Source organism: Xanthomarina sp. GH4-25, from assembly GCF_045363175.1.
Lineage (GTDB): Bacteria > Bacteroidota > Bacteroidia > Flavobacteriales > Flavobacteriaceae > Xanthomarina.
The window spans coordinates 164,553-187,967 of record NZ_JBJFLO010000001.1 but is presented as its reverse complement, the minus strand read 5'-3'; the positions used below and the strand labels follow the sequence as shown (position 1 = coordinate 187,967).

Sequence of the window (23,415 nt, the reverse complement as noted above, 5' to 3'; positions counted from 1 at the left end):
AAAACATTTTCCTTCAGATTGGTTCAAGATTAGTATTTTTATACAAAATTTCAAAAAACATGAGTAAACAAGAAGCATTCTTTAATCATATCACTGAAGGAAACACTAACAAAGGCGAATTTATTACTTTAGGATCTGCCATGTTAGATGGTAAAACCGTTAAAAATGCTTTTGTTAATGTGCCTTTAAAAACCATGAACAGACATGGACTAATTGCAGGAGCTACTGGAACTGGAAAAACAAAAACCTTACAGGTGCTTGCTGAAAACCTTTCTGAAAAAGGTGTTCCTGTTATCATGATGGATATTAAAGGAGATTTAAGTGGTTTGGCCCAACCAAGTCCTGGGCATGTAAAAATTGACGAACGTCATGAAGCTATTGGCTTGCCATTCGAACCTAAGGCTTTTCCTGTTGAAATTTTAACGCTTTCAGCTCAAAATGGTGTGAGGCTTCGTGCAACAATAAGCGAATTCGGACCTGTTTTAATCTCTAGAATTCTAGATGTTTCCGAGACTCAAGCTGGCATTATCTCTGTCATTTTTAAATATTGTGATGACAATAAGTTACCACTACTCGACTTAAAAGATTTTAAAAAAATACTTCAGTTCGCAACAAATGAAGGAAAAGAAGAGTTTGAAGAAGCTTATGGACGTATTTCAACAGCTTCTACTGGGGCTATTTTAAGAAAAATCGTAGAAATCGAACAACAAGGAGGTGATTTGTTTTTTGGCGAGAAATCGTTTGACCCTCAGGATTTATTAAGAATAGATGAAAATGGTAAAGGCTATATCAATATTATTCGATTAACAGATATTCAAGACAAGCCAAAATTATTTTCAACGTTTATGTTGAGCCTTTTAGCTGAAATATATTCTACATTTCCGGAACAAGGAGATACTGGAAGGCCAGAACTTATCATGTTTATTGATGAGGCTCATTTAATATTTAACGAAGCTTCTAAAGCCTTATTAAATCAAATTGAAAGCATTGTCAAACTGATAAGAAGTAAAGGAGTTGGCCTGTATTTTGTTACCCAAAATCCAACGGATGTTCCTGAAGCTGTTTTAAGTCAGTTAGGTTTAAAAGTACAACATGCTTTAAGAGCTTTTACAGCAAAAGATAGAAAAGCGATTAAACTAACAGCACAAAATTATCCAGACACAGAATATTATGATACAGCCAGCGTTCTTACTTCTTTAGGAACTGGTGAAGCTCTAGTATCTGCTCTAAATGAAAAAGGCAGACCAACACCTTTAGCTGCAACAATGATGCGTGCTCCAATGAGCCGTATGGATATTCTAACAGATTCTGAATTGAAAGAATTATTAAACAATTCGAAATTAGTAAAGAAATACAACGAAGAAGTTGATAGAGAAAGTGCATACGAAATGCTCAATGAAAAAATTGAACAAGCCGAAGCCCAAGAATTAAAAGAAAAAGCAAAAAAAGAAAAAGCTGCATTAGAAAAAGCTGAATCTAAAAGCAGAAGTACATCAACAAGAAAGAGCACCAGAATGAACCCAATAGTAAAAGTACTTACAAGTGCCACTTTTATTAGAAGTGTTTTTGGTATTTTAACCAAAGTCATGAAAAAATAAAATCTTACTTAACTTTAAAATAATTTAATATTTACCCTTAATTTATATGAAAAAAACTATTTTCAGCTTAGCCCTTGCAACCCTTTTATTTGTTGGTTGTAAAAAAGAACAAAATCCCTTCCAAATTAGCAAACAAAATATTGGATTGCTAACAGATTCAACCCAGGTAAAAGACTTAAAAGCTGTTTTTGCAAACGACTCTGTTGTGGAAAGACTTCTAGACAATGAATTTACTTTTAATCGAACAGATATTGATGTTTTTGATAAATCAGGCAACAAGTTACTTACGTTAACACCTAGTAAAATTCAAGATCCAACTTCAACTATAGAAACTATTAAAATATTGGATTCTAGATTTAAAACAGACAAAGGTCTAAATACAAAAAGTACTTTTGGAGATATAAAAAACAATTATAAGATATCTAGCATTCAAAATACCTTAAAAAATGTCGTAGTTTTTGTAAACGAAATCAATGCCTTTTTTACCATTGCTAAAAGCGAGCTGCCTGCGGAATTACAATTCGATATGAATGCGAAAATTGAGGCCATTCAAATACCTGAAAAAGCTAAAATTAAATATTTCATGATTGGCTGGAATTAAGCATACAACCGTAATAAGCAATTAAAAAATGCAAAAAAATAAAAAATACACCGTTCAAAACAACCCTTTTGTTGTTCCTACGTCAGATGGTAAAATAATAACCGAACATTTTGGGAATGCCACAAACAAGGATTCCAATATTAGCATAGCACATATGATAGCTCCTGCTGGTTGGAGTGAACCGTATCAAACTCCAGAATTCGACGAATACACGTTCATCATAAAGGGAAAAAAACAATTTATTATTGATGGTGAAGAAATTATTTTGGAAGCAGGTCAATCTATCAAAATAGAAAAAAACACAAGAGTACAATATTCAAATCCGTTTACTGAACCTTGTACCTATCTTGCCATATGTTTACCTGCTTTTTCAATGGATTTAGTAAATAGAGAAGGTTTATGATGACCTTGCTGCAAAAAATAATTGGCCTTTTAATAAACCTGATTAGCTTGTTTTCTCCAAGATTAGCTGGCAGAATCGCTTTGTTTTTATTTTCGAAACCCTTTAAAGGAAAAGTTAATGAGAAACAATCAGATTTTTTAGACACTGCCTTTAGAGAAGAATTAAAATTCAACGATACGCCGTTTATGACTTATAGATGGCTTGGGAAAAAAGAAACCATATTATTAGCTCATGGTTGGGAAAGCAATTCGGCTAGATGGCAAGATTTAATTACTCATTTAAGAAAAAGAGGGTTTGGTATTGTTGCCATAGATGCTCCTGCTCACGGTCGTTCTGGAAGCAATAGATTTAACGCCATTCTGTATGCAGAATTTATTAAAGTAGCTTCAGAACGCTTTGAGCCTAAAATTATTATTGGCCATTCGGTTGGTGGTATGGCGTCGGTTTTATTTCAATCTAAGTATCAAAAAGAACATGTACTAAAAATGATTTTGCTTGGTGCACCTTCAGAATATGCAGATGTTATAAACCGTTATGCTAATATGATGAGTTATTCGAATCGCGTTACTAATCATATTAATTTGCTTATTAAAGAGCGTTTTGGAGATTTCCCTAAGGCATATTCTACAGCTAATTTTTCAGAACATATTTCTTCAGCAGGATTAATAATACATGATAAAAAAGATCGTATCATACCTTATAACGATGCGGTTCAAATTAAAGCCAAATACAAAAACAGTCAGTTAGTTTCTACAGAAGGTTTTGGTCATTCTCTGGTTTCAGACGAAGTTTCAAATTACATTTTTGACTTTATAGACAACTAAAGTTGCTATCTTTGCATTATGGAAGAAAATTTAAAACGAATCAATAAATTTTTAAGTGAAGTTGGTTATTGTTCGCGTCGAGAAGCAGATAAGCTTATTGATGCAGGACGAGTGACGATTAATGATGAAGTTCCAGAAATGGGAACAAAAATAGGTCCAAATGATGTGGTACATGTTGACGGAAAATTGATTAAAAACACCAAAGAGAAATTTGTTTATTTAGCTTTTAATAAACCTTTAGGGATTGTCTGCACAACAGACACACGTGTTGAAAAGGACAACATCATCGATTTTATAAATTATCCGAAACGTATTTTTCCTATTGGCCGTTTAGATAAACCAAGTGAAGGGTTAATTTTATTAACTGATGATGGAGACATTGTAAACAAGATACTTCGTGCCAGTAATAACCATGAAAAAGAATATATTGTAACGGTAGACAAACCTATTTCACAAACGTTTATTCAACGAATGTCTAGTGGCATTCCTTTAGAAGAATTAGGAAAAACGACTAAACCATGTGTTGTTGAAAAACTGGGCACTTTCGAATTTAAAATTATTTTAACTCAAGGTCTGAATAGACAAATTCGTCGCATGTGCGAATATTTAACCTATGAAGTTGAAACATTGAAACGTATTCGAATAATGAATATCAAATTAGATATTCCTTTGGGAGAATACAGAGAATTAACAGCATTAGAATTTTCAGAATTAAACCATTTGTTAGAAGATTCAGATAAAGTGTTTCATTCAAAAAAGAAACTTAAAACGGACGAAGACTAATTTCAAATTCTGTTAAAAAAGTATTAAAAGTCACTCAAACTAAATAACCGATTGGTAACTTTAAAATAAAGTTATCTTATGAAACCTTTAACCAACCTCCTATTTTTAGTTTCACTTACTGTGTTTTCTCAGTATAATTACGACGCATCTGAAGCATTTCCATTCGGGCAAGCCAATCCAGAAGCACCAAAACAAATTACAGATTACGAAGCCATGATTGGTCGTTGCAATTGCACCTCAACAAGAAAAAACCAAGATGGTACGTGGACAGAACCAGAAGACATGACATGGACTTGGAAATACATTTTGAATGGCATGGCAGTTCAAGATGAAACCTTAAAATCTGATGGTTCACATTCTGGAAGCATCCGTCAATATATAGCAGATAGTAGCCGATGGTACGTACATTGGTATTCATCTAAAACACCTACTACAGAATTACCTACTTGGGAAGGGAAGAAAAAGGACAATGGAAATATTGTTCATTATAAAGAACAAAAAGCTCCAAATGGTACGGATGGTTATTTTAGATTAACTTTTTACGATATAAGTCAGTCTGGTTATAAATGGGTAGGCGAATGGGTTGATAAAACTGAATCTGTCGTTTTTCCTACTTGGAAGATAGATTGTATAAGAGAAGAAAATTAATTATATATTTAAAGATGACAACAATTTCTCCATTTCACATTGCCATCCCTGTTCATAATCTAGACACTTGTAGAACCTTCTATCGAGATATTCTTAATTGCGAAGAAGGTAGAAGTAGCGACCACTGGGTTGATTTCAACTTTTTCGGACATCAATTGGTGATACATTACAAACCAAAATCTAAAGAGGAATCGCAAACCAATTCGGTGGATGGAAAAGCAGTTCCAATTCCACATTATGGTGTGGTTTTGCCTTGGGATACGTTTCAAACTTTTGCTGAAGATTTAAAACAAAAAGGTATTAACTTTATCATAGAACCTTACATCCGTTTTGAAGGTTTGGTTGGCGAACAAGCAACTATGTTTTTCTTGGATCCTGCAGGTAATGCTTTAGAGTTTAAATCCTTTAAAGACATAAGTCAACTTTTTGCTAAATAAACATTACTTATAACGCCAACTTGTTAAGTCGGCTCCCTCTGGAGCAGAAGCCATAATACGTTTCATTATTTTTGGCACATACATACTATTATATCGCAATCTGGAAATGTAGTTCGGGTTTTCTTGATCTCCATTCCAACAATGTTCTGCCCGATTGCCATAATCTACTTCGCCATCATAATAAGGATCTGTAGTACTTTCTAGAAAATCTTCCATGAGGTAAACGGCATTATTCAAATAATAATTATCCATATCGCCACAATAAATATGAATTTTTCCTTTTAAATTTTCACCTAGTTTATCCCAATCGCGTTCTAAAATATGTCTTAAATCGTAATTTTCTTTCCAATACGCTGCAACTTCATGATTGATCTCGCCTGTATACTTATCCCAAATACGTTGAGGATAACCATCTTCACCTTGAGGTGAATACGTTGCTTCCCAAATATCGTATTGTCCACCAGAGCGTGACTTATCACCAAGTACTAATTCTAAATAATTATCATCTTTCACAGTTGCACTAACATTTCCTAAATAATCTCTATGACTTGGGATTTCTAAAATTTTATGATTGGACCTTGCAAAATACGCATTGTCATCTTCATAAATATTATTTAAACAATAGGCTCTAAAATCTATTGGATCTGGACAAGCTGCAAAACAGCCATTGTATTCTTCAGGATATTTTACTTGAACTGCTAAAGCTTCCCAACCACCTGTGGAACCACCATATAAAAATCGAGACCAACCTTCACCTTGACCTCTAAACATCTTTTCGATATATGGAATTAATTCATAAGTAAGCGCATCTCCATAAGGTCCTTGACTTGCAGAATTTACGGCATAGGAATCATCGTAATAAGGGGTTGGGTGTTGTATTTCAATAATTAGAAATCTAGGAAAATCTGGTTCATTCCATCGTTTATAAAAATTGTAAGCTTCTTCTTGTTGGATGATATTATATCCATCAATACCAAAACGGTCTGAATATTCTGGTTTTAGGTTTGGGTCTGGAGGTGTGGTTCTAAATCCTCCAAAATCACTTGGAAAATGACCTTGAAAGACCATCAATGGATATTTGGCTTCAGGATGTTCGTTAAACCCTTTAGGTAATAATACATGAGCTCCTAAATACATATCACGTCCCCAAAATTTTGATAACAATTCCGATTTCATTTTAATGTGCTTTATCCATTCGGTATCTTCTGGTTCAACAATTTCAGAAATCACTTGATCCATAACGAGATCAATATTTGGAACCGAATTTTTAGAGATTTCAATTTTTACAGGCTTACTGTATAAATTGCCTGGAGACTTATTCCACTGTTGTCCTTCGCCATTATCCATAGGTAATTTTACCATTTGACCAGTAGATAAATTAAAAGTTTCGTATACATGAAGAACAGCTTGAGCATAATACGTGCCTGGTTTTACATCTGATAACGATTCATAAGGAAAACCGAAATCATCTTCAGTAAACACCACATGTTCATTTGGTTTTAACTGATTGACATTTTTTCCAAAAATGGGTTGAGCTTTTAAATTGTTTGTAACTTGAAATCGAGGTTCTTCGTTATTATTGTCTGACAATACCAATAGCAATCGTCCATCTAAGTTCTCGAAATTCAGATCGTCTGAATAAGATACAGAAATGTGATTTTCTGAAGTTTTAGAAGAAACATCTGGTGATTTTGACTGACAAGCAACAATAAAAATTGAAAACAAAAATGCAAATTTTGAAACGGAATTCATAAGGTTGGTTATTTCATGAAAAGTTACGTATTTTAAATTAAAAACAAAATCAACTTTTTAAGCAAGTTATATTTAATAAGCGATACAAATGAACACCTATTTTAACTGGCTGTAATCGATCTTTTATTATAAAAATAAAAGGGCAAATAAAATAACACGAAATATGGAATAAGAAGGAATTGCATACCTAAAATATAATAAGGCCAAGGGCCTAAATAATCTAAAACTGTTACAGAATCTGGCTTTACATTTAAATACATATAATTAGCATCTAATATTTGGTTTATAACTAAAATAATTAATATGTATCCTTGTAACACTAAAATGGACAAAAATATACTTTTAAAATTTGGGTGGATTTTTAAAACAAATACAACATAAAGCACAAGTATTATAGTCCCTAAATGTACAACCCAATAACGCACATAATCTAATGAGTAATGACTATCTAATATATCGGGAGTGATGACAGCTTGTACACCCCAAGACATACACCAAAAAAATAAAATTCTAAAAAGTAATGGTTTGTTTAAAAATAAAACAACAGGAAAAATCAAGGCTGAAAAACTACTTAAATAGAGTGGTAAATCCTGTTTAACATTAAAATTATTAGTCACTAATTCAAATACAACAACCCCTATAATAAAGACAGCCAAACACAAAGACAAAAAGGTGAGTAAGCCTATCTGCTGTTTATTATTTAAAACTTTTTTTGCAAATAAAATGATACTTGTGCCAAAGACAAAAGCTATAATAATTGGAAGTTTATGCAAAAAACTCCCTATTTCTATTTGTAATAAAAAATTTACATATTGCATTAATTAATGTGCTATTAAAGTTTAATGACGTAACTCCCTAGCCAATAACGTGTTTTTTAACAACATGGCTATGGTCATTGGTCCAACACCTCCAGGTACTGGAGTTATAAAACTAGCTTTTTTACTAACGTTTTCAAAATCGACATCACCTGTAATGACATAACCCTTTGGTGAATTTTCATCTACAACACGAGTAATACCAACATCTATAATAACCACATCGTCTTTTACCATTTCTGCCTTTAAAAAATTAGGAACCCCTAATGCTGAAATAATAATATCTGCCTGAGACGTTATTTGCGTGATGTTTTTTGTGTGACTATGTGTAATGGTAACAGTAGAATTTCCAGGAAATCCTTTTCTTCCCATTAAGATACTCATAGGTCTTCCAACAATATGAGAACGACCAATAACAACGGTATGCTTCCCTTTCGTTTCTACATTATATCTGTCTAGCAATTCAAGAATTCCAAATGGTGTTGCAGGAATAAATGTGGACATATCTAATGCCATTTTACCAAAATTCATTGGATGAAATCCATCCACATCCTTTTCAGGGTCTACAGACATTAATACTTTTTGGGTATCAATTTGTTTTGGAAGTGGTAATTGAATAATAAAACCATCTATTTCAGGATTGTTATTCAATTCTTCAATCTTATCTAATAACTCGATTTCACTAGTCGTGTTAGACATTCTAACCATTGTAGATTCAAAACCAACACGTTCGCAAGCCTTTACTTTACTGGCTACATAGGTTAAACTTGCGCCATCGTTACCAACTATTATAGCTGCTAAATGAGGTACTTTTTCTCCATTAGCTTTCATTTTTCTAACTTCATCAGCAATTTCATTTTTAATGTCGTTGCTTACTTTTTTTCCGTCTAGTATTGTCATAAATATTAGTTTTCATTCGCAGTCACAGTTTTCAGGTTTTACTCTTGCGATTATAGTTTTCAGTTTCAGTGGTAGTTTAAAGTTTTATTCAATAAATAATCAATCTAATTTTACTCCAAATTTCTCAGGATTATTTATCATGTAATTTATTAATTTACCAACTTCAATTCCTTTATTTGATAAATCTGTGTGTTGTTCTTTCGATTTATATTTACAAGCAAATGCAAAATCTAACCAAGTATTTGTTTCAGAATTTTCGGCATCAGCATCTGTTAGTTTGCTATTGAAATGTTTTGGAAAGACTCTTTTTCTATAAGCATCAGCTAAGTTAGCATTTACTGATCGTGAGCTTCTTCTTATTTGATCTGTAAGTGAATAGGTTTCTTCGTTTAGAAAGGATTTTGAAATTTCAAAAATAGACATAGCCAGATCAAATGCTTTTTGGTATGCTATTAATTTCTTAAAATCCATTTTTATTTTTTAACTATAAATAATAATTTAGAAACTGAACACTGTGACTGCAAACTGAGACTGAAAGCTGAAAACTATTTCATCCTTTTCATAGCTTGCATCATCGCTTTTCCTTTTCCTCCTTGCATCATCTTCATCATCTTGCTCATTTGATCAAACTGTTTTAGTAACTGATTGACCTCTTGAACTGACGTTCCTGAACCTTTACCAATTCGTTTTTTTCTACTGGCATTTATAACAGATGGGTTAGTACGTTCTAAAGGCGTCATAGAATGAATAATAGCTTCAATCCCTTTAAAAGCATCGTCATCAACATCAATATCTTTCATCATTTTTCCAGCTCCAGGAATCATTCCTATGAGGTCTTTCATATTCCCCATTTTCTTGATTTGCTGAATTTGCTTTAAGAAATCGTCAAAGCCAAATTGGTTTTTGGCTATTTTCTTTTGAATTTTTCTAGCCTCCTCTTCATCATATTGCTCTTGAGCTCTTTCCACAAGAGATACCACATCTCCCATTCCAAGAATTCTTTCTGCCATACGAGAAGGATAGAAAATATCAATCGCTTCCATTTTTTCACCTGTACCAATAAACTTTATTGGTTTATTAACGACAGATTTAATAGAAATAGCAGCACCACCACGAGTATCCCCATCTAATTTAGTAAGAATAACACCATCAAAATTTAGGACGTCGTTAAAGGCTTTTGCTGTGTTTACAGCATCCTGCCCAGTCATAGAATCCACGACAAATAACGTTTCCTGTGGTTCAATGGCTTTATGGATGTTAGAAATTTCGGTCATCATAGCTTCATCTACAGCTAAACGACCAGCAGTATCTATAATCACTACGTTAAACCCATTTGCTTTGGCATGTGCTACACCAGCTTTTGCAATGGCAACTGGATCTGTATTGCCTTTATCGCTAAAAACCTCCACGTTAATTTGTTCTCCAACAACATGTAATTGGTCTATTGCAGCAGGACGATACACATCACAAGCTACTAATAATGGTTTTTTTGTTTTCTTGTTTTTAAGAAAATTTGCTAGCTTTCCAGAAAAGGTTGTTTTACCTGAACCTTGTAAACCAGACATTAAAATAATGCTTGGATTTGCAGATAAATTAAGTCCTTCGGCATCTCCTCCCATTAATTCGGTTAATTCGTCTTTAACGATTTTAACCATTAACTGTCCAGGCTGAAGTGTTGTTAATACGTTTTGTCCTAGTGCTTTTTCTTTTACTCGAACGGTAAATTCTTTAGCTATTTTAAAGTTAACATCGGCATCTAAAAGCGCTCTACGAACTTCTTTTAAGGTTTCGGCAACGTTTACTTCTGTAATACTTCCGTGACCTTTTAATACGTGTAAGGCTTTATCTAACTTTTCGCTTAAATTATTAAACATAATCTTCTTTGAATTTTAAAGATGCAAATTTAAGGATTTGATTGTTATTATTAAAGAGATGACCTTATTTTAATTGCATAAAAAAGAGCTGCCTTTATTGGCAACTCTTTCTAACCTAAACTAAAACCAAAATTCTAAATCTTAAAGGCATTGATAACAATCTGCTTCAAGATTATATAAATCATTTATATCATTAGTACTCAATGTTCTTTTATAAACTCTCAAATCATCTAAATGTCCTTGAAAGCCTTCACCTAAAATATATTCATTAGCAGGTTGTGTTCCAACACTAAAATTAGAGTTTTCAATAACATTCCTAAGGACACCATCTCTAAACAATCTAACAGTGTTATTTGAATCTAATGTTACAACTAAATGATGCCAATCTGTATTATCCCAACTAACATCTACTTCTTGATTCCAATCGTTATCCCAAATAGACGTGTTTAAATTATCAAAAAACAATGGGGTATTCAAATCATATACTCCTAATTGAAAACCTTGAGTTGCATTACCAGGTGACCTAAAGAAAATTTCTAAATTTGATAAATCATCATTTTGCATTTTAAACCAAAGACTTATAGAGAAACTATCTCCTTGCACCAATTGGTTTTGAGTTGTAACTGGAATTGAGAAACTTTCAGTTCCATTAAATGATACTGCACAAGTTGCGTTACCTGAACGATCTTCTACTAAGTTTAAATCGTTAATAACTGTTCCACCAATTAAATCTCGAACCTCATTACCAAAAGGCATGTAGATTATTAAATCGTTAGTTAGCGTTCCAGGATTATTACAATTATTTGTGCAATCTTGCTCCATTACCATGATGTAGGCATCATTAATGGAATTCAAGACTAATCGATCTTCAGCACATTCAACAACCAACCAATTTCCTGTAATGATTTGTATTAAGCCGCCATTAACATTACTGAATTCCACGATAGTACCAGAGCCTGATTGTGAAGTTGACCAATTTGCATTTATAACTTCACCGTTACCAGTTATAACCACTGTTGAATTTGATATAAAGTCAAAATCATAAATTATTAACTCATTATTTCCGTCAATATCGACAACATTCCATACACAAGTTTGCAAAAAATTATCGATCTCTGTCTCTGAGCAATTTGCACTACAATCTTCAAGAACTAATGTTATTTCGAAAACTTGAGAATTTCCATTTACAGCTTCAATTCTTAAATATATCGTTTGTGGATTTGTGGTATTTGTAAATGCATTTGGCTGAGCAATAGCATTTACATTATTTTCAGCATCCATTAGAGTTTCGTGGAAAGAAGGGGTATAATCAATGTTACAAATAATATTGCCCAAAACTAAAGCTTCTAGTTCAAAAACGCCAAAACCATCATTGTCAAAATCACAAGTAGTAACTGTAACATCATCAAAACAATTAAACGGATTCTGTCCACAATCTTGCTCTAAAACCAATTCAATCGTTTCAGAATTTACTTGTTGTGTTAAAACAAATCTACCATCATTACAATTCACTACTAACCAATCCCCTTCTAAATCATTAAAGCCGGTTAGCTCACTTATAGTAATTATTGTATCATCATTTAATTCTGAAACTATCCAATTTCCACCAACAGTTAGACCTCCAGTTCCAAAAATTATTTGTAAATAATTATTTTCGTTAAAATAAATATCAAATCCTATATATTCATTATTTACATTATAATCCGCAATTGTCCATTTACACTCTTTTAAATCTTCTATAACATCATTGATTTCACATTCTGCATCACAATTTTCGTTAGCTGCATTGATTGCCTCTTCCAATTCTTGATTGTTTGTCACTTCAATAGTTTCTCCATTAGTGTATTCTAAAATAACTGGAAAGTTTAAACTAGCTAAAACCACACCATTATTACCATCATCCAAGCCTTCTAGGAAGATATATAATTCGTAATCATTATCAACAATAACTGTTTCGATAACTTGAAAATCTGTATTATAAATTGAAAACGAAATTGGGTATACAAAATCAACGCATTCTATTACATCCTCATTAGCTATGCAGGAATCAATAAAATCGTTTAATGCATCAATGGAGTCGATATTTACTTCTGTATAATCATTTAAAATAATAGTAACTGGGAATAAAAATTCCACATCGTCATCATCTGTGTTACTCGCATCAAAAATAGCTTCTAACAAACTTAAATCATCTATAGTTTCTATAGTTAATATAATGCCATTTGCGATAATAGTCACTGGTAAATTTACTGTAAAACAATCGCTGTTATCCAAGATATCGTCTACACTTCCATCATTAGCAGACGTATTACGCATTAAATTAGCCAGATTGGAATTTGGCTGAATAACTTCTTGTTCATTTGGTGGAGTTTCTTCAATAACTTCATCTTGACAAGATGTAAAAGTTATAAGCATTATACTTACAAATAGAAATATAAATTTGATTGTTGTTTTCATGATATGTACTTTAATTTAACTCATTTCTTATAGAACAGTTTAAATTTAAAAACTCCTACCATGCCATAAGTTTTTTTATACATTTACAGTCAGAAAATCAAAAATGTCTAAAGATTTAAACAACCATATTTGTAACGAACAGCTTTTTTCTAAGCTATTTAAAGCGCATGCCAAAAACTTGCATGATTTTTTATATTACAAATTTGGAAATCATTTAAATCCGCAAGATCAGGTTCAGGAAGCTTTTATAAAGTTATGGAAAAATTGTAAGAACGTCGAACCTTCTAAAGCAAAATCTTATTTGTTTACAGTCGCTAATAATTTAATGCTAAATGCTGTTGCGCATCACAAAGTCGTGTTGAATTTTCAAAAAAACAAACCCAAATCATCCACAAATGAGAACCCACAATTTCTTTTAGAAGAAAGTGAATACATGCACAAACTTCAAAAGGCAATTGCAAACTTAACAGAAGCGCAACGCGTGGCGTTTTTACTAAACCGAATAGAAGGAAAAAAACACAAAGAAATTGCTAATATGTTAGACATTTCAACTAAGGCTGTTGAAAAACGGATCTATGGTGCTTTAAAACAATTACGAAAAGACATAGAAGGAATTTAAAAAAGTAGGTAGGAAAAACAACATCCAACTTGTTTTATATATGAAGAGCTAAATTATGACAAAAGACGAACTCATACAAAAATGGTTATCCAACAACCTGAATCCTCAAGAACATGAGGCTTTCAAGGCATTGGATGATTATGAGGCACTCATGAAATTATCTGAAGGTTTAAAACATTTTAAAGCTTCAGAATTTGATGAACAGCTTGCTTTAGCAAATATTTCCAAGGCTATTTCAAAAAAATCTGCTGTAAAAACAACTTGGTTAAAACCTGTGCTACGCATTGCTGCTTTATTAGCCATACTTTTTAGTGTGTATTATTACACAACAAATTTAGACACAAACATTTCAACCTTAACAGCTGAAAAAACAGCTATTAGTTTACCAGATCAATCGCAAGTGACATTAAATGCACTATCAAAAATCACATACAACAAAAAGAAATGGAAAGACAGTCGTACTTTAACCTTAGATGGTGAAGCCTATTTTAAAGTTGAAAAAGGTTCCCAATTTAGAGTCCAAACCCAATCTGGAACAGTTACTGTTTTAGGCACTCAATTTTTAGTTGAAAATCGCGACCATATTTTTGAGGTTGTTTGTTATGAAGGCTCTGTAAAAGTTTCCATAGAAGACGCAAACACCATCTTAAAACCTGGAGATCAATTTTTAATTCTTGATGGGAAATTAATTGTTAAAGAAAAAGAAGACGCCACAGAGCCTGCTTGGTTACAAAACAAAAGCACCTTTAAAAGCATGCCTTATAAATTTGTTTTAAATGAATTTAAACGTCAATATAAAGTAACTATTGATGCTAAAAATATTGACACAAACATTTTATTTACTGGGCATTTTGTTCACAACAACAAAGACATGGCCTTAAAAGCCATTACGCTACCATTAAATATTAGTTATACGTCTAAAAATGATATGATAGTATTACATGAAAAGTAAACACATTCTTTTCTTTTATTGCTGCTTTTTTAGTGTCTTTGGTGTTCTTCAAGCACAGAAAAATACTAACACAAAACAGTATTTAACTAATATTTTAAAAACTGTCGAAAAGGAATATAACCTATCGTTTTCTTATGCAGATGAAACTATAACAGACAAGCAAATTTATCCTCCAGCAAAAAATTTATCACAAGCCAAACTCATAGACTATTTAGAAACTGAAACTCATTTAGTTTTTGAAGCATTATCTGAAAATGCTTTTGTTATAAGATCTATTCTGTTTTCTGATATTACCAAAACTCAATATCTAAACGAAATATTACTTACCAACTACCTAACCGAAGGCATCTCGTTACAAGCCGATGGGACATCGCGTATTCACTTAAAGGCTTTTGGTATTTTACCTGGTTTGATTGAACCTGATGTTTTACAAACCGTTCAGTCATTACCAGGTATTACAAGTGTTGATGAAAGGGTTTCTAATTTAAACATTCGTGGAGGTACAAACGATCAAAACTTAATTCTATGGGATGGCGTAAAAATGTATCAATCTGGACATTTTTTCGGACTTATTTCTGCTTTTAATCCTTCTCTAATCGATCAAGTATCAATTTCAAAAAATGGGTCAAGCACCCAATTTGGAGATGGGGTTTCAGGTATTATTGATATGAGAAGTAGCAATACTATTTCTACAAAATTTAATGGAGGTATTGGAGCAAATATGCTAGCTGCAGATGCGTTTGCCATCATTCCTATTTCTGAAAAAATTGGATTACAAATTGCCGGAAGACGCTCTCTTACAGATGGTATTGACACACCAACGTACAAACAATATTTTAAGCGCATTTTTCAGGATTCCGATTTAACAAATCCTACAGAAACCGTTTTAACCAATAATGAGAATTTTTATTTTTATGATGTATCAGCTAAACTGATTTATGACATTTCTAAAAACGACAAACTAGAAGTTAGTTTTTTAACCATTGACAATGCGTTGGATTATGAAGAAACTGCTACTATAAACAATTCCAATACCATTTCAAACAGTCAGCTTTCACAAGGCAGTTTGTCTATTAATGCCAAATACACACGTAATTGGAATCCTAAATTACAAACTAGCTTCCAAGGTTATTTTTCAAATTATGACCTTAATGCCAATCAAGTTGATGTAAGTAATAATCAAAAACTTATTCAAGAAAACAAGGTTTCAGAAGGCAACTTTAAAGCACACATACTTTATAATGTGGACGATCAATTAAACTATTTTGGTGGTTATCAATACTCTGAAACTGGCATTGGAAACCTAGAAGATGTATCCAATCCAGATTACAGACGTTATATTAAAGAGGTCTTGCGTACTCATGGATTTTTTAACGAGCTAACATTTAAATCGAAATCAGGAAACACACGTGCTCGTTTTGGGTTTCGAACAAATTACATTGAGAAATTTTCTGATTTCTATTTTGAACCTCGTTTAAGTTTCAATCAAATAATTGCTAAGAATTTTCGTGTTGAAGTTTTAGCCGAGCTAAAAAGTCAGACTACCTCACAAATTATAGATTTGCAAAATGATTTTTTAGGTATTGAAAAAAAACGTTGGATTTTAGCAAATGACGAAGATATTCCAATCATTAAAAGTCAACAAGTATCAACTGGCATTCATTATAATAAAAAACAGTTGTTAATTAGTTTAGAAGGGTACATTAAACATGTTGAAGGGATAACTTCTAGAAGTCAAGGATTTCAAAATCAGTTTCAATATACCAACACCATTGGTGATTATTTTGTTACTGGTTTAGACTTTTTAATCAATAAACAATTTAAAGATTTTAGCACCTGGATGAGTTATTCTTACAGTAAAAACGATTATACCTTTGCTGAATTACAAAATGGCAACTCTTTCCCCAACAATGTAGATATTAGACATCAATTAAACCTATCTGGAACCTATACTCTTAACCGTTTAAAATTAGCGTTAGGTATGAATTGGCATTCTGGAAGACCTACAACTTTAATAAATAGCACAGAATCTAAAGCTACAAACACCTTAGTTTATGGAGAACCCAATGCCAATAGTTTACCCGATTATTGGCGAACAGACTTTTCTGCAATTTACGATTTTGAATTTTCAAAACATATTAAAGCACAAGTATGTGCTTCGGTTTGGAATATTTTTGATACAGAAAACATTATCAATAGTTACTACTTAATGGATGAAAATAACGACATTCTTGAAGTAAAAAATGTGGCTCTAGGCATCACACCAAATGTATCGTTTCGGGTGTCCTTTTAAAAAATCAATCCTTATTTTTATGATGTTTATTCTTCTGATGTATTTTACCAGCAAAATAACCTAAAGCAAAAGGCAAAAATAATAAGAGTGCAAACAATAATACAAAGTAAAATAAAAGTGTTCCCGTTAACTCCTTGACATGAATCATGGCTTCATCTACAACACGCACAGAAATATCACCAGCTTCTGCTGCAACAGCTTTTCTTTCTCGTAAAATAATACTGTCTAGGGCAATTCGCTCTCTTCTAATAATGGTATCGATGGCTTGACGTTCTAATGCCATTCGATCACTAACGAATGCTATTTCTTCGTTGAGACTATAAAACAAATAACGCATATCGTTTGAAAATGATTTTAAGGCATCATTTAATTTATCTGGTGTATTTTCAGCAATATCACTTAACCGGTCTACTTTTATCTCAATAGTCGTCATCATATCTTTAACTTGAACAGAGTCAAAACCTTTTTCTTTCAGCATTAATTCGGTATTCCATTTAAACTGTTTGCCAGCCGCATCGGTGGAATAGGAAAGTTTGTCTGAAAAATTTGACATCACTTCAGATAAAGAACCAACTGTTGTAAAAGCCAAACTATCTGGCACTTCTAAGAATTCAACATAGCTGCTTCTTATAGAATTATGTTTTAAATTACTACTGGAAAGTGGATGTTCTTTAGCATATTGATTGGCAAAACTTTGATGCTTTTTAAAGTTATCTGATGTAAAAAATTGTTGGGCTTTTTTCTCGATATCGTTTACATTGTCTTGAGCTACTTGCGCAACATAAGATCTGTAAACACCAAAATAATCTAGGGCTTTGTCTGTTTCCATAAAATTACGGACTTGCAACATATACGTCCACGTATCCATTAAGGATAATTTAGGCGAACTTTGAAAAGCGGTGCTTTTAAACGTATTTAAGGTCTCTATTTTCCAACGATAAGCATGTTTCTGCAAATTAGTATTTGTGGAATTTGTTATAATACTATCTGCAGCAAATTCAACACGATTGGTTGCTTCGTTGACCAAAGATTGCGTTAACAAACGCATATTTAAATCTTGTTTTGACAGAGGTTCTTGTGCACTTTCTATTTTCAACAAGGAACAACTATGAAGAAAGATTCCCAAAACAGAAACAAAAAGTGCATTTTTAAGAAATGGAAAAGAATTGGTTCTAAACACAAGAAAATTTTATGTTATAAATATAATAACTAATTGCGAAAAGATTTCATATCAATCAAAAAAACTAAGTAGTATGCATCAATAAAACATACTATTAACAACAAATATTATTTAAAGTTTGATGAAACTTTATTTTAAATAAGTGATTTTATATTTGCATAAGAATTTTCTAGAGCTTTTTCTACTTGCTCTTTATCCAACCAAGCCACCTTGGTTATGCCTTCATTTTCTTGAGGTTCCAACTTACCATTATAGTTGGTTTTCATTTCAAACCAATAAGTTATTTTGATTTTATTCCTGCCGTTTCGCTTAAAAATATGATAGGTTGTTTCAAGTGGTTTAACAATTTCAAGACCATTAACACCTGTTTCCTCTTCAACTTCTCTTATTGCAGTTTCTTCAATAGCTTCTTTTTTTTCTGTTTTCCCTTTAGGTAGATCCCATTTATTATTTCTAAAAATAAATAGAATCTCTCCTTTATCATTATAGGCTTTACCTCCACCTGCAATCACATTAGGCAGCTTCTTTAGGAATTTTTTTAAAAGTTTTTCTTCGTTTTTATGAATTAACCGAACTTCTTTTAACGACGTAGAGTTAAGCTCTCTTATAATCTTTTTAAGATTGACTGTTTTTAAGGGGAAATTCTTAAATCCTTTTTCTTTTTCAACTTTGGTTGTTAAAACAATTGGTTTATCATTAACAAAAACTTTATGCATAATGTGTTTTAAAGTTGTTTTGTTCTGTAAAAATATCAATTTTTATTTCATAACAATAGTTTTCATAAGTAATTATAAATACATTTTCAAATTAAAATTTTAATTAAAAAAGTGTAATTTTGCGCTTATGATTTTCAATAAACATACAGCAAGAAAAACGGCAGAAGTTTTATTACAAATAAATGCTATAAAATTAAGCCCTAAAGATCCTTTTACCTGGGCCTCAGGATGGAAGTCTCCCATTTATTGTGATAATAGAATTATATTATCTTATCCAACCATTCGAAATTATATTCGCGAAACCATGGCGAAACAAATTGAGAAACAATATGGGAAGCCAGATGTTATAGCGGGAGTTGCTACTGGAGCTATAGGAATTGGCATGTTGGTTGCCGAATATTTAGGTGTACCTTTTATTTATGTAAGACCTGAAGCAAAATCTCATGGTAGAAAAAACCAAATTGAAGGTCATGTAGAAAGCGGTCAAAACATTGTTGTAGTTGAAGATTTAATAAGCACAGGAAATAGCAGCTTAAACGCTGTAAAAGCGTTAAAAGAAGCCAATCTAAATGTAAAAGGAATGATCGCTATTTTTTCTTATGGCTTTGAAATAGCAAATGCTAATTTTGAGAAAGAAAACATTACGCTTCATACTTTAAGTAATTATCAAAGTCTATTAGATCAAGCTTTAGAAACAAATTATATTACACAAAAAGAATTAGGAACTTTATCCAAGTGGAATGCAAATCCAAGCGAATGGAATAATAATTGATAATAAAACACGAAGAGGCAAAGTATTAATGTAAGATCTATTTTATTAAAGCTTAAAACAACAGAACAACTTTCAACTAAACAAGAATAACATGAATTTAGAATCACCAACAGTAACAGTAGATAAATCACCTGAAGAAGTGTTTAATTTTCTATCTGAAATAAAAAACTTTGAAAAATTAATGCCAGAAAACATTAGTAAATTTGAGGTGTTAAATGAGGATAAATTCTTATTTGCTTTAAAAGGTATGCCTGAAATTATTTTAAAGAAAAAAGAATTAATTTCTCCTAATAAAGTTGTTTTAGGAGCTGCTGGTGGGAAAATAGATTTTTCTTTAACAGGACATATTACAGAACTAGAATCTCATAAAAGTGAAGTACAATTAGTTTTTGATGGTAAATTTAATGCCATGATGGCTATGATGATTAAAGGCCCAATTACTAAATTTATTGAGACCTTAGCAAGCAATATACCTAGTGCTATTTAATAGAGCAAGCTTATTTCCTTTAAATCGAATTCTTTAATAACTTGGTCTTCAAGCATGATTTGAAGATTGCCGGAATTTGATACAGATTTTATAAAACCAGAAAACAAAGAACCTTCAGCATTTTTAAAAGTTGAAGGTTTATCTTTTCTAAACAAATAACTTTCATAACTATCTTTTATTTGTTGGTGCTTTCCTGCATTTAATAAGTTAAAATAAATTTCAGTGTTTTTTGTAATCGCAAATAACACTTCTTCTAAATTAAAAACAACACCAGTTAACAGATACATTGAGGAGGCTTTCGGTAATTCTTCAAAATTGGTTTGATTGACATTTAGACCAACTCCTATGATGCTTGCTTTCAAAGAATTTTGTTTTATGACATTTTCAATTAAAATCCCGCATATTTTTTGGCTTTCTGACAAAATGTCGTTAGGCCATTTAATGTGTAATTTCGGGATTAAAAATTGTTCAAGAGACTTAATAATAGATAGTGAAACCGCCATACTTATAAAGAAGTTTTGTTCTATTGGAAGATACGAAACATCTTTAAACACACTAAACATAAGGTTTTTAGAATCTGCAGAAACCCAAGTGGTTCCCATTTGCCCTCTACCCTGAGTTTGATAATTTGCTACAACAATCGTGTTATCTTCAACAAGTTCATCCATACTTAGTTGCTTTAAATAGCTGTTAGTGGAATCGATGGCATTAAGTTTGATTATACGCATAATAAATAGTTATATTCGTACTATAAAATCTTATGAAAATTTTAGAGTATAAAGAACTTAAAAAATAATAACTTTGCACAAATTAAAAATAATTAATGGCGAAAAAAGAATCTAACGCAGACTTACTAATAACAACCATAATAAGTGGTATTGAAGATGTTAAAGGAAAAGACATCAATATTCTAGATTTACGAGACATAGAAAACACGGTTTGCGACTACTTTATTATTTGCGAAGGAACTTCGAATACGCAAGTGAATGCCATTGTAAATTCCATTCAGAAAAAAGTAAGTAAGGAATTAAAAGACAAGCCTTGGCATATTGAAGGTGAAGATAATGCTGAGTGGATTTTAATGGATTATGTAAATATTGTTGTTCATGTGTTTCAAAAACATATTAGAGAATATTATGATATTGAAAGCCTTTGGGGAGACGCAAAAACAACCGTAGTTGAAACAAATTATTAAGAGAATTAATGACAAATAAGAAAAAAATTAATCCTAAAAAACCTAAATTCAGTCCTTACTGGATTTACGGTATTATTATAGTTATATTTTTAACCATGCAATTGTTCAGTGGTAGTAATTTTCAGGATGCAAGTCCTACTACACCATCACAATTCATGACCTATTTAAGAAATGGGGATGTTGAAAAAGTAGAAATAGTAAACAGACGTGAAGCAAAAGTATATTTAACTGCTGAAGCTGAACAAAAGGAAATACATAAAAAATCGAAACCATCTTCTTTATTGCCTTCTGCAACAAAGCTTCCAAATTATAAATTTGAATTTGGAGATCTTCAGAATTTTGAAGATGACATATCTAAAGTTATCAATGAAGAACATTTAGATCCACAGCCAAAAGTAGAGTATAAAACCGAACAAAATCTATGGGGAGATTTCCTAATAGGGTTACTGCCTTTTATCTTATTAATTGGTGTTTGGATTTTTATCATGCGTCGTATGTCTGGTGGTGGAGCTGGAGGTGGTGGTAGCCAAATATTTAATATTGGTAAATCTAAAGCTAAGCTTTTTGATGAAAACACAGAGGTAAAAACGACTTTTAAAGATGTTGCTGGATTAGAAGGCGCGAAAGAAGAAGTTCAAGAAATTGTAGATTTCCTTAAAAACCCAGAAAAATACACCTCATTAGGAGGTAAAATACCAAAAGGAGCATTATTAGTTGGTTCTCCTGGTACAGGTAAAACCTTATTAGCAAAAGCTGTAGCCGGAGAAGCCAAAGTCCCTTTCTTCTCTTTATCTGGTTCAGATTTTGTTGAAATGTTTGTAGGTGTAGGTGCTTCTAGAGTTAGAGACCTCTTTAAACAAGCTAAAGAAAAATCTCCAGCCATTATATTTATTGATGAGATTGATGCTATTGGTCGAGCAAGAGGTAAAAATGCCATGTCTGGAAGTAACGATGAGCGAGAAAACACCTTAAACCAACTATTAACAGAAATGGATGGTTTTGGTACCAATACAAATGTTATTGTGCTTGCTGCAACTAACAGAGCCGATATTTTAGATAAAGCTTTAATGCGTGCTGGTCGTTTTGACAGACAAATTTTTGTAGATCTACCAGATGTAAGAGAGCGTAAAGAGATCTTCGAAGTTCATTTAAGACCTCTTAAAAAAGCTGAAGGATTAGATATTGATTTCCTTGCAAAACAAACCCCTGGATTCTCTGGTGCAGATATAGCCAATGTTTGTAACGAAGCAGCATTAATAGCTGCCAGACAAGGTAAAAAAGCTGTTGATAAACAAGACTTTTTAGATGCTGTAGATAGAATTGTTGGTGGTTTAGAAAAGAAAAATAAAATCATGACGGTTGCTGAAAAGAAAGCCATTGCTTTTCATGAAGCTGGTCATGCTACAGTAAGTTGGATGTTAGAACATGCTGCGCCACTAGTAAAAGTAACCATTGTACCTCGTGGACGCTCTTTAGGTGCTGCCTGGTACTTACCTGAAGAAAGGCTTATTGTTCATCCAGAACAAATGCTGGACGAAATGTGTGCTGCTCTTGGTGGTCGTGCTGCTGAAAAAGTGATTTTTAATAGAATCTCTACAGGTGCTTTAAGTGATTTAGAGAAAGTAACCAAACAAGCTAGAGCTATGGTGACCATTTATGGCCTAAGCGAAAAAGTTGGAAACTTAACGTATTACGATTCTTCTGGACAAAACGAATATGGCTTTACGAAACCTTATAGCGAGAAAACAGCCGAATTAATTGATAAAGAAATCTCAGATATCATAGAAGAGCAATACGAAAGAGCCGTAAAACTCCTAGAAGAAAACAGAGATAAATTAACCTTACTTGCCGAAGTATTACTTGAAAAAGAAGTTATTTTTAAAGATAATTTAGAAAAAATATTTGGTAAGCGCCCTTTTGAAAAACAAGAACTTGTTGCTGAAAAGGTAGAAATTAAAGACCAGAAAGAAGAACTTGACAAATCTGAAGAAGAATAAATTACTTAAATATATTTGTTAAGGTTTAGCAAAAATCTTAAATTAACCCATTGGTTAGTTTAAGATTTTTTATATTTGAAAAAAAGCCTACTATACTTAGATTAATAGCAAT

23 protein-coding genes are annotated in these 23,415 nt (G+C 32.1%); 14 read left to right on the top strand and 9 right to left on the bottom strand.

The features are described from left to right. Positions 1–59: 59 nt before the first annotated feature. From ACI5KZ_RS00865 to ACI5KZ_RS00835, 7 genes are all read left to right on the top strand, one after another. Complete coding sequence (locus ACI5KZ_RS00865) at positions 60–1,598, top strand: helicase HerA-like domain-containing protein (RefSeq protein WP_406846607.1); 1,539 nt, start codon at positions 60–62, stop codon at positions 1,596–1,598. Between the two features lie 46 nt (positions 1,599–1,644). Next, positions 1,645–2,199 (top strand): hypothetical protein, encoded by a 555-nt coding sequence (locus ACI5KZ_RS00860; RefSeq protein WP_406846606.1) that lies wholly within the window; start codon positions 1,645–1,647, stop codon positions 2,197–2,199. A 28-nt stretch (positions 2,200–2,227) separates the two neighbouring features. Beyond that, positions 2,228–2,602, top strand: a complete 375-nt coding sequence (locus tag ACI5KZ_RS00855; protein ID WP_406846605.1) for a cupin domain-containing protein — start codon at positions 2,228–2,230, stop codon at positions 2,600–2,602. A gap of 47 nt (positions 2,603–2,649) precedes the next feature. Further along, positions 2,650–3,426, top strand: a complete 777-nt coding sequence (locus ACI5KZ_RS00850; RefSeq protein ID WP_406846604.1) for an alpha/beta hydrolase — start codon at positions 2,650–2,652, stop codon at positions 3,424–3,426. 18 nt (positions 3,427–3,444) lie between these two features. Then, positions 3,445–4,209, top strand: a complete 765-nt coding sequence (locus ACI5KZ_RS00845) for a pseudouridine synthase (RefSeq protein WP_406846603.1) — start codon at positions 3,445–3,447, stop codon at positions 4,207–4,209. A 78-nt stretch (positions 4,210–4,287) separates the two neighbouring features. Beyond that, positions 4,288–4,857, top strand: a complete 570-nt coding sequence (locus ACI5KZ_RS00840; RefSeq protein WP_406846602.1) for a hypothetical protein — start codon at positions 4,288–4,290, stop codon at positions 4,855–4,857. Between the two features lie 14 nt (positions 4,858–4,871). Further along, entirely contained in the window at positions 4,872–5,294 is a 423-nt protein-coding gene (locus ACI5KZ_RS00835; protein ID WP_406846601.1) for a VOC family protein, read from the top strand. A gap of 3 nt (positions 5,295–5,297) precedes the next feature. Here ACI5KZ_RS00835 and ACI5KZ_RS00830 read toward each other — a convergent pair whose 3' ends face one another. The 6 genes from ACI5KZ_RS00830 to ACI5KZ_RS00805 form a co-directional block, all read right to left on the bottom strand. Next, the gene (locus ACI5KZ_RS00830) at positions 5,298–7,046 is read right to left on the bottom strand and encodes an alpha/beta hydrolase-fold protein (RefSeq protein WP_406846600.1); all 1,749 of its coding nucleotides are present in this window, start codon (positions 7,044–7,046) and stop codon (positions 5,298–5,300) included. Positions 7,047–7,147: 101 nt separating this feature from the next. Then, positions 7,148–7,864, bottom strand: coding sequence for a TIGR02206 family membrane protein (locus ACI5KZ_RS00825; RefSeq protein ID WP_406846599.1), 717 nt, complete (start codon positions 7,862–7,864; stop codon positions 7,148–7,150). 21 nt (positions 7,865–7,885) lie between these two features. Next, the gene (locus tag ACI5KZ_RS00820) at positions 7,886–8,761 is read right to left on the bottom strand and encodes a bifunctional 5,10-methylenetetrahydrofolate dehydrogenase/5,10-methenyltetrahydrofolate cyclohydrolase (protein WP_406846598.1); all 876 of its coding nucleotides are present in this window, start codon (positions 8,759–8,761) and stop codon (positions 7,886–7,888) included. Positions 8,762–8,860: 99 nt separating this feature from the next. Then, positions 8,861–9,232: a four helix bundle protein gene (locus ACI5KZ_RS00815; RefSeq protein ID WP_406846597.1), complete on the bottom strand. Its 372-nt coding sequence runs from the start codon at positions 9,230–9,232 to the stop codon at positions 8,861–8,863. A 74-nt stretch (positions 9,233–9,306) separates the two neighbouring features. Continuing rightward, entirely contained in the window at positions 9,307–10,635 is a 1,329-nt protein-coding gene (gene ffh / locus ACI5KZ_RS00810) for a signal recognition particle protein (protein WP_406846596.1), read from the bottom strand. Positions 10,636–10,776: 141 nt separating this feature from the next. Beyond that, positions 10,777–13,092 carry a LamG domain-containing protein gene (locus ACI5KZ_RS00805; RefSeq protein WP_406846595.1) on the bottom strand — a complete coding sequence of 772 codons (2,316 nt, stop codon included), beginning with the start codon at positions 13,090–13,092 and terminating at the stop codon, positions 10,777–10,779. Between the two features lie 103 nt (positions 13,093–13,195). Between ACI5KZ_RS00805 and ACI5KZ_RS00800 the strand changes: the two genes are divergently transcribed. Genes ACI5KZ_RS00800 through ACI5KZ_RS00790 form a run of 3 tightly spaced genes read left to right on the top strand, consistent with a single transcriptional unit; the run spans position 13,196 to position 16,956 of the window. After that, complete coding sequence (locus ACI5KZ_RS00800; protein ID WP_406846594.1) at positions 13,196–13,711, top strand: RNA polymerase sigma factor; 516 nt, start codon at positions 13,196–13,198, stop codon at positions 13,709–13,711. Between the two features lie 55 nt (positions 13,712–13,766). After that, complete coding sequence (locus ACI5KZ_RS00795; protein ID WP_406846593.1) at positions 13,767–14,663, top strand: FecR family protein; 897 nt, start codon at positions 13,767–13,769, stop codon at positions 14,661–14,663. Then, positions 14,653–16,956, top strand: a complete 2,304-nt coding sequence (locus ACI5KZ_RS00790; RefSeq protein ID WP_406846592.1) for a TonB-dependent receptor plug domain-containing protein — start codon at positions 14,653–14,655, stop codon at positions 16,954–16,956. The genes ACI5KZ_RS00795 and ACI5KZ_RS00790 overlap by 11 nt, the downstream gene beginning before the upstream one ends. Positions 16,957–16,960: 4 nt before the next feature. Here the strand turns inward: ACI5KZ_RS00790 and ACI5KZ_RS00785 are convergent, their stop codons facing one another. Both ACI5KZ_RS00785 and ACI5KZ_RS00780 read right to left on the bottom strand, forming a co-directional pair. Continuing rightward, a complete protein-coding gene (locus ACI5KZ_RS00785; protein ID WP_406846591.1) occupies positions 16,961–18,136 on the bottom strand; it encodes a hypothetical protein in 1,176 nt (391 codons plus the stop codon). 134 nt (positions 18,137–18,270) lie between these two features. Then, the gene (locus ACI5KZ_RS00780; RefSeq protein WP_109307627.1) at positions 18,271–18,852 is read right to left on the bottom strand and encodes an NUDIX hydrolase; all 582 of its coding nucleotides are present in this window, start codon (positions 18,850–18,852) and stop codon (positions 18,271–18,273) included. 127 nt (positions 18,853–18,979) lie between these two features. Here ACI5KZ_RS00780 and pyrE point away from each other — a divergent pair, with 127 nt between their 5' ends. Both pyrE and ACI5KZ_RS00770 read left to right on the top strand, forming a co-directional pair. Continuing rightward, positions 18,980–19,624, top strand: a complete 645-nt coding sequence (pyrE, locus tag ACI5KZ_RS00775) for an orotate phosphoribosyltransferase (protein WP_406846590.1) — start codon at positions 18,980–18,982, stop codon at positions 19,622–19,624. 91 nt (positions 19,625–19,715) lie between these two features. Beyond that, positions 19,716–20,111, top strand: a complete 396-nt coding sequence (locus ACI5KZ_RS00770) for an orotate phosphoribosyltransferase (RefSeq protein ID WP_109307625.1) — start codon at positions 19,716–19,718, stop codon at positions 20,109–20,111. Here ACI5KZ_RS00770 and ACI5KZ_RS00765 read toward each other — a convergent pair. Continuing rightward, the gene (locus ACI5KZ_RS00765) at positions 20,108–20,839 is read right to left on the bottom strand and encodes a biotin--[acetyl-CoA-carboxylase] ligase (protein WP_109307624.1); all 732 of its coding nucleotides are present in this window, start codon (positions 20,837–20,839) and stop codon (positions 20,108–20,110) included. The genes ACI5KZ_RS00770 and ACI5KZ_RS00765 overlap by 4 nt on opposite strands. Before the next feature lie 95 nt (positions 20,840–20,934). Between ACI5KZ_RS00765 and rsfS the strand changes: the two genes are divergently transcribed. Beyond that, on the top strand, positions 20,935–21,306 hold the full coding sequence (rsfS, locus tag ACI5KZ_RS00760; protein WP_109307623.1) for a ribosome silencing factor: 372 nt from the start codon (positions 20,935–20,937) through the stop codon (positions 21,304–21,306). An 8-nt stretch (positions 21,307–21,314) separates the two neighbouring features. Further along, a complete protein-coding gene (gene ftsH, locus ACI5KZ_RS00755) occupies positions 21,315–23,303 on the top strand; it encodes an ATP-dependent zinc metalloprotease FtsH (RefSeq protein ID WP_109307622.1) in 1,989 nt (662 codons plus the stop codon). Positions 23,304–23,415 lie beyond the last annotated feature (112 nt).

Bases quoted from the DNA above. Each gene is read 5' to 3' on its own strand.
- ACI5KZ_RS00865 (WP_406846607.1), top strand. From the start codon at position 60: ATGAGTAAACAAGAAGCATTCTTTAATCATATCACTGAAGGAAACACT.
- ftsH (WP_109307622.1), top strand. From the start codon at position 21,315: ATGACAAATAAGAAAAAAATTAATCCTAAAAAACCTAAATTCAGTCCT.
- ACI5KZ_RS00780 (WP_109307627.1), bottom strand. From the start codon at position 18,852: ATGCATAAAGTTTTTGTTAATGATAAACCAATTGTTTTAACAACCAAA.
- ACI5KZ_RS00790 (WP_406846592.1), top strand. From the start codon at position 14,653: ATGAAAAGTAAACACATTCTTTTCTTTTATTGCTGCTTTTTTAGTGTC.
- ACI5KZ_RS00830 (WP_406846600.1), bottom strand. From the start codon at position 7,046: ATGAATTCCGTTTCAAAATTTGCATTTTTGTTTTCAATTTTTATTGTT.
- ACI5KZ_RS00835 (WP_406846601.1), top strand. From the start codon at position 4,872: ATGACAACAATTTCTCCATTTCACATTGCCATCCCTGTTCATAATCTA.
- ACI5KZ_RS00765 (WP_109307624.1), bottom strand. From the start codon at position 20,839: ATGCGTATAATCAAACTTAATGCCATCGATTCCACTAACAGCTATTTA.
- ACI5KZ_RS00770 (WP_109307625.1), top strand. From the start codon at position 19,716: ATGAATTTAGAATCACCAACAGTAACAGTAGATAAATCACCTGAAGAA.
- ACI5KZ_RS00800 (WP_406846594.1), top strand. From the start codon at position 13,196: ATGTCTAAAGATTTAAACAACCATATTTGTAACGAACAGCTTTTTTCT.
- ACI5KZ_RS00845 (WP_406846603.1), top strand. From the start codon at position 3,445: ATGGAAGAAAATTTAAAACGAATCAATAAATTTTTAAGTGAAGTTGGT.
- rsfS (WP_109307623.1), top strand. From the start codon at position 20,935: ATGGCGAAAAAAGAATCTAACGCAGACTTACTAATAACAACCATAATA.
- ACI5KZ_RS00855 (WP_406846605.1), top strand. From the start codon at position 2,228: ATGCAAAAAAATAAAAAATACACCGTTCAAAACAACCCTTTTGTTGTT.
- pyrE (WP_406846590.1), top strand. From the start codon at position 18,980: ATGATTTTCAATAAACATACAGCAAGAAAAACGGCAGAAGTTTTATTA.
- ACI5KZ_RS00825 (WP_406846599.1), bottom strand. From the start codon at position 7,864: ATGCAATATGTAAATTTTTTATTACAAATAGAAATAGGGAGTTTTTTG.
- ACI5KZ_RS00860 (WP_406846606.1), top strand. From the start codon at position 1,645: ATGAAAAAAACTATTTTCAGCTTAGCCCTTGCAACCCTTTTATTTGTT.
- ACI5KZ_RS00805 (WP_406846595.1), bottom strand. From the start codon at position 13,092: ATGAAAACAACAATCAAATTTATATTTCTATTTGTAAGTATAATGCTT.
- ACI5KZ_RS00840 (WP_406846602.1), top strand. From the start codon at position 4,288: ATGAAACCTTTAACCAACCTCCTATTTTTAGTTTCACTTACTGTGTTT.
- ffh (WP_406846596.1), bottom strand. From the start codon at position 10,635: ATGTTTAATAATTTAAGCGAAAAGTTAGATAAAGCCTTACACGTATTA.
- ACI5KZ_RS00815 (WP_406846597.1), bottom strand. From the start codon at position 9,232: ATGGATTTTAAGAAATTAATAGCATACCAAAAAGCATTTGATCTGGCT.
- ACI5KZ_RS00820 (WP_406846598.1), bottom strand. From the start codon at position 8,761: ATGACAATACTAGACGGAAAAAAAGTAAGCAACGACATTAAAAATGAA.
- ACI5KZ_RS00795 (WP_406846593.1), top strand. From the start codon at position 13,767: ATGACAAAAGACGAACTCATACAAAAATGGTTATCCAACAACCTGAAT.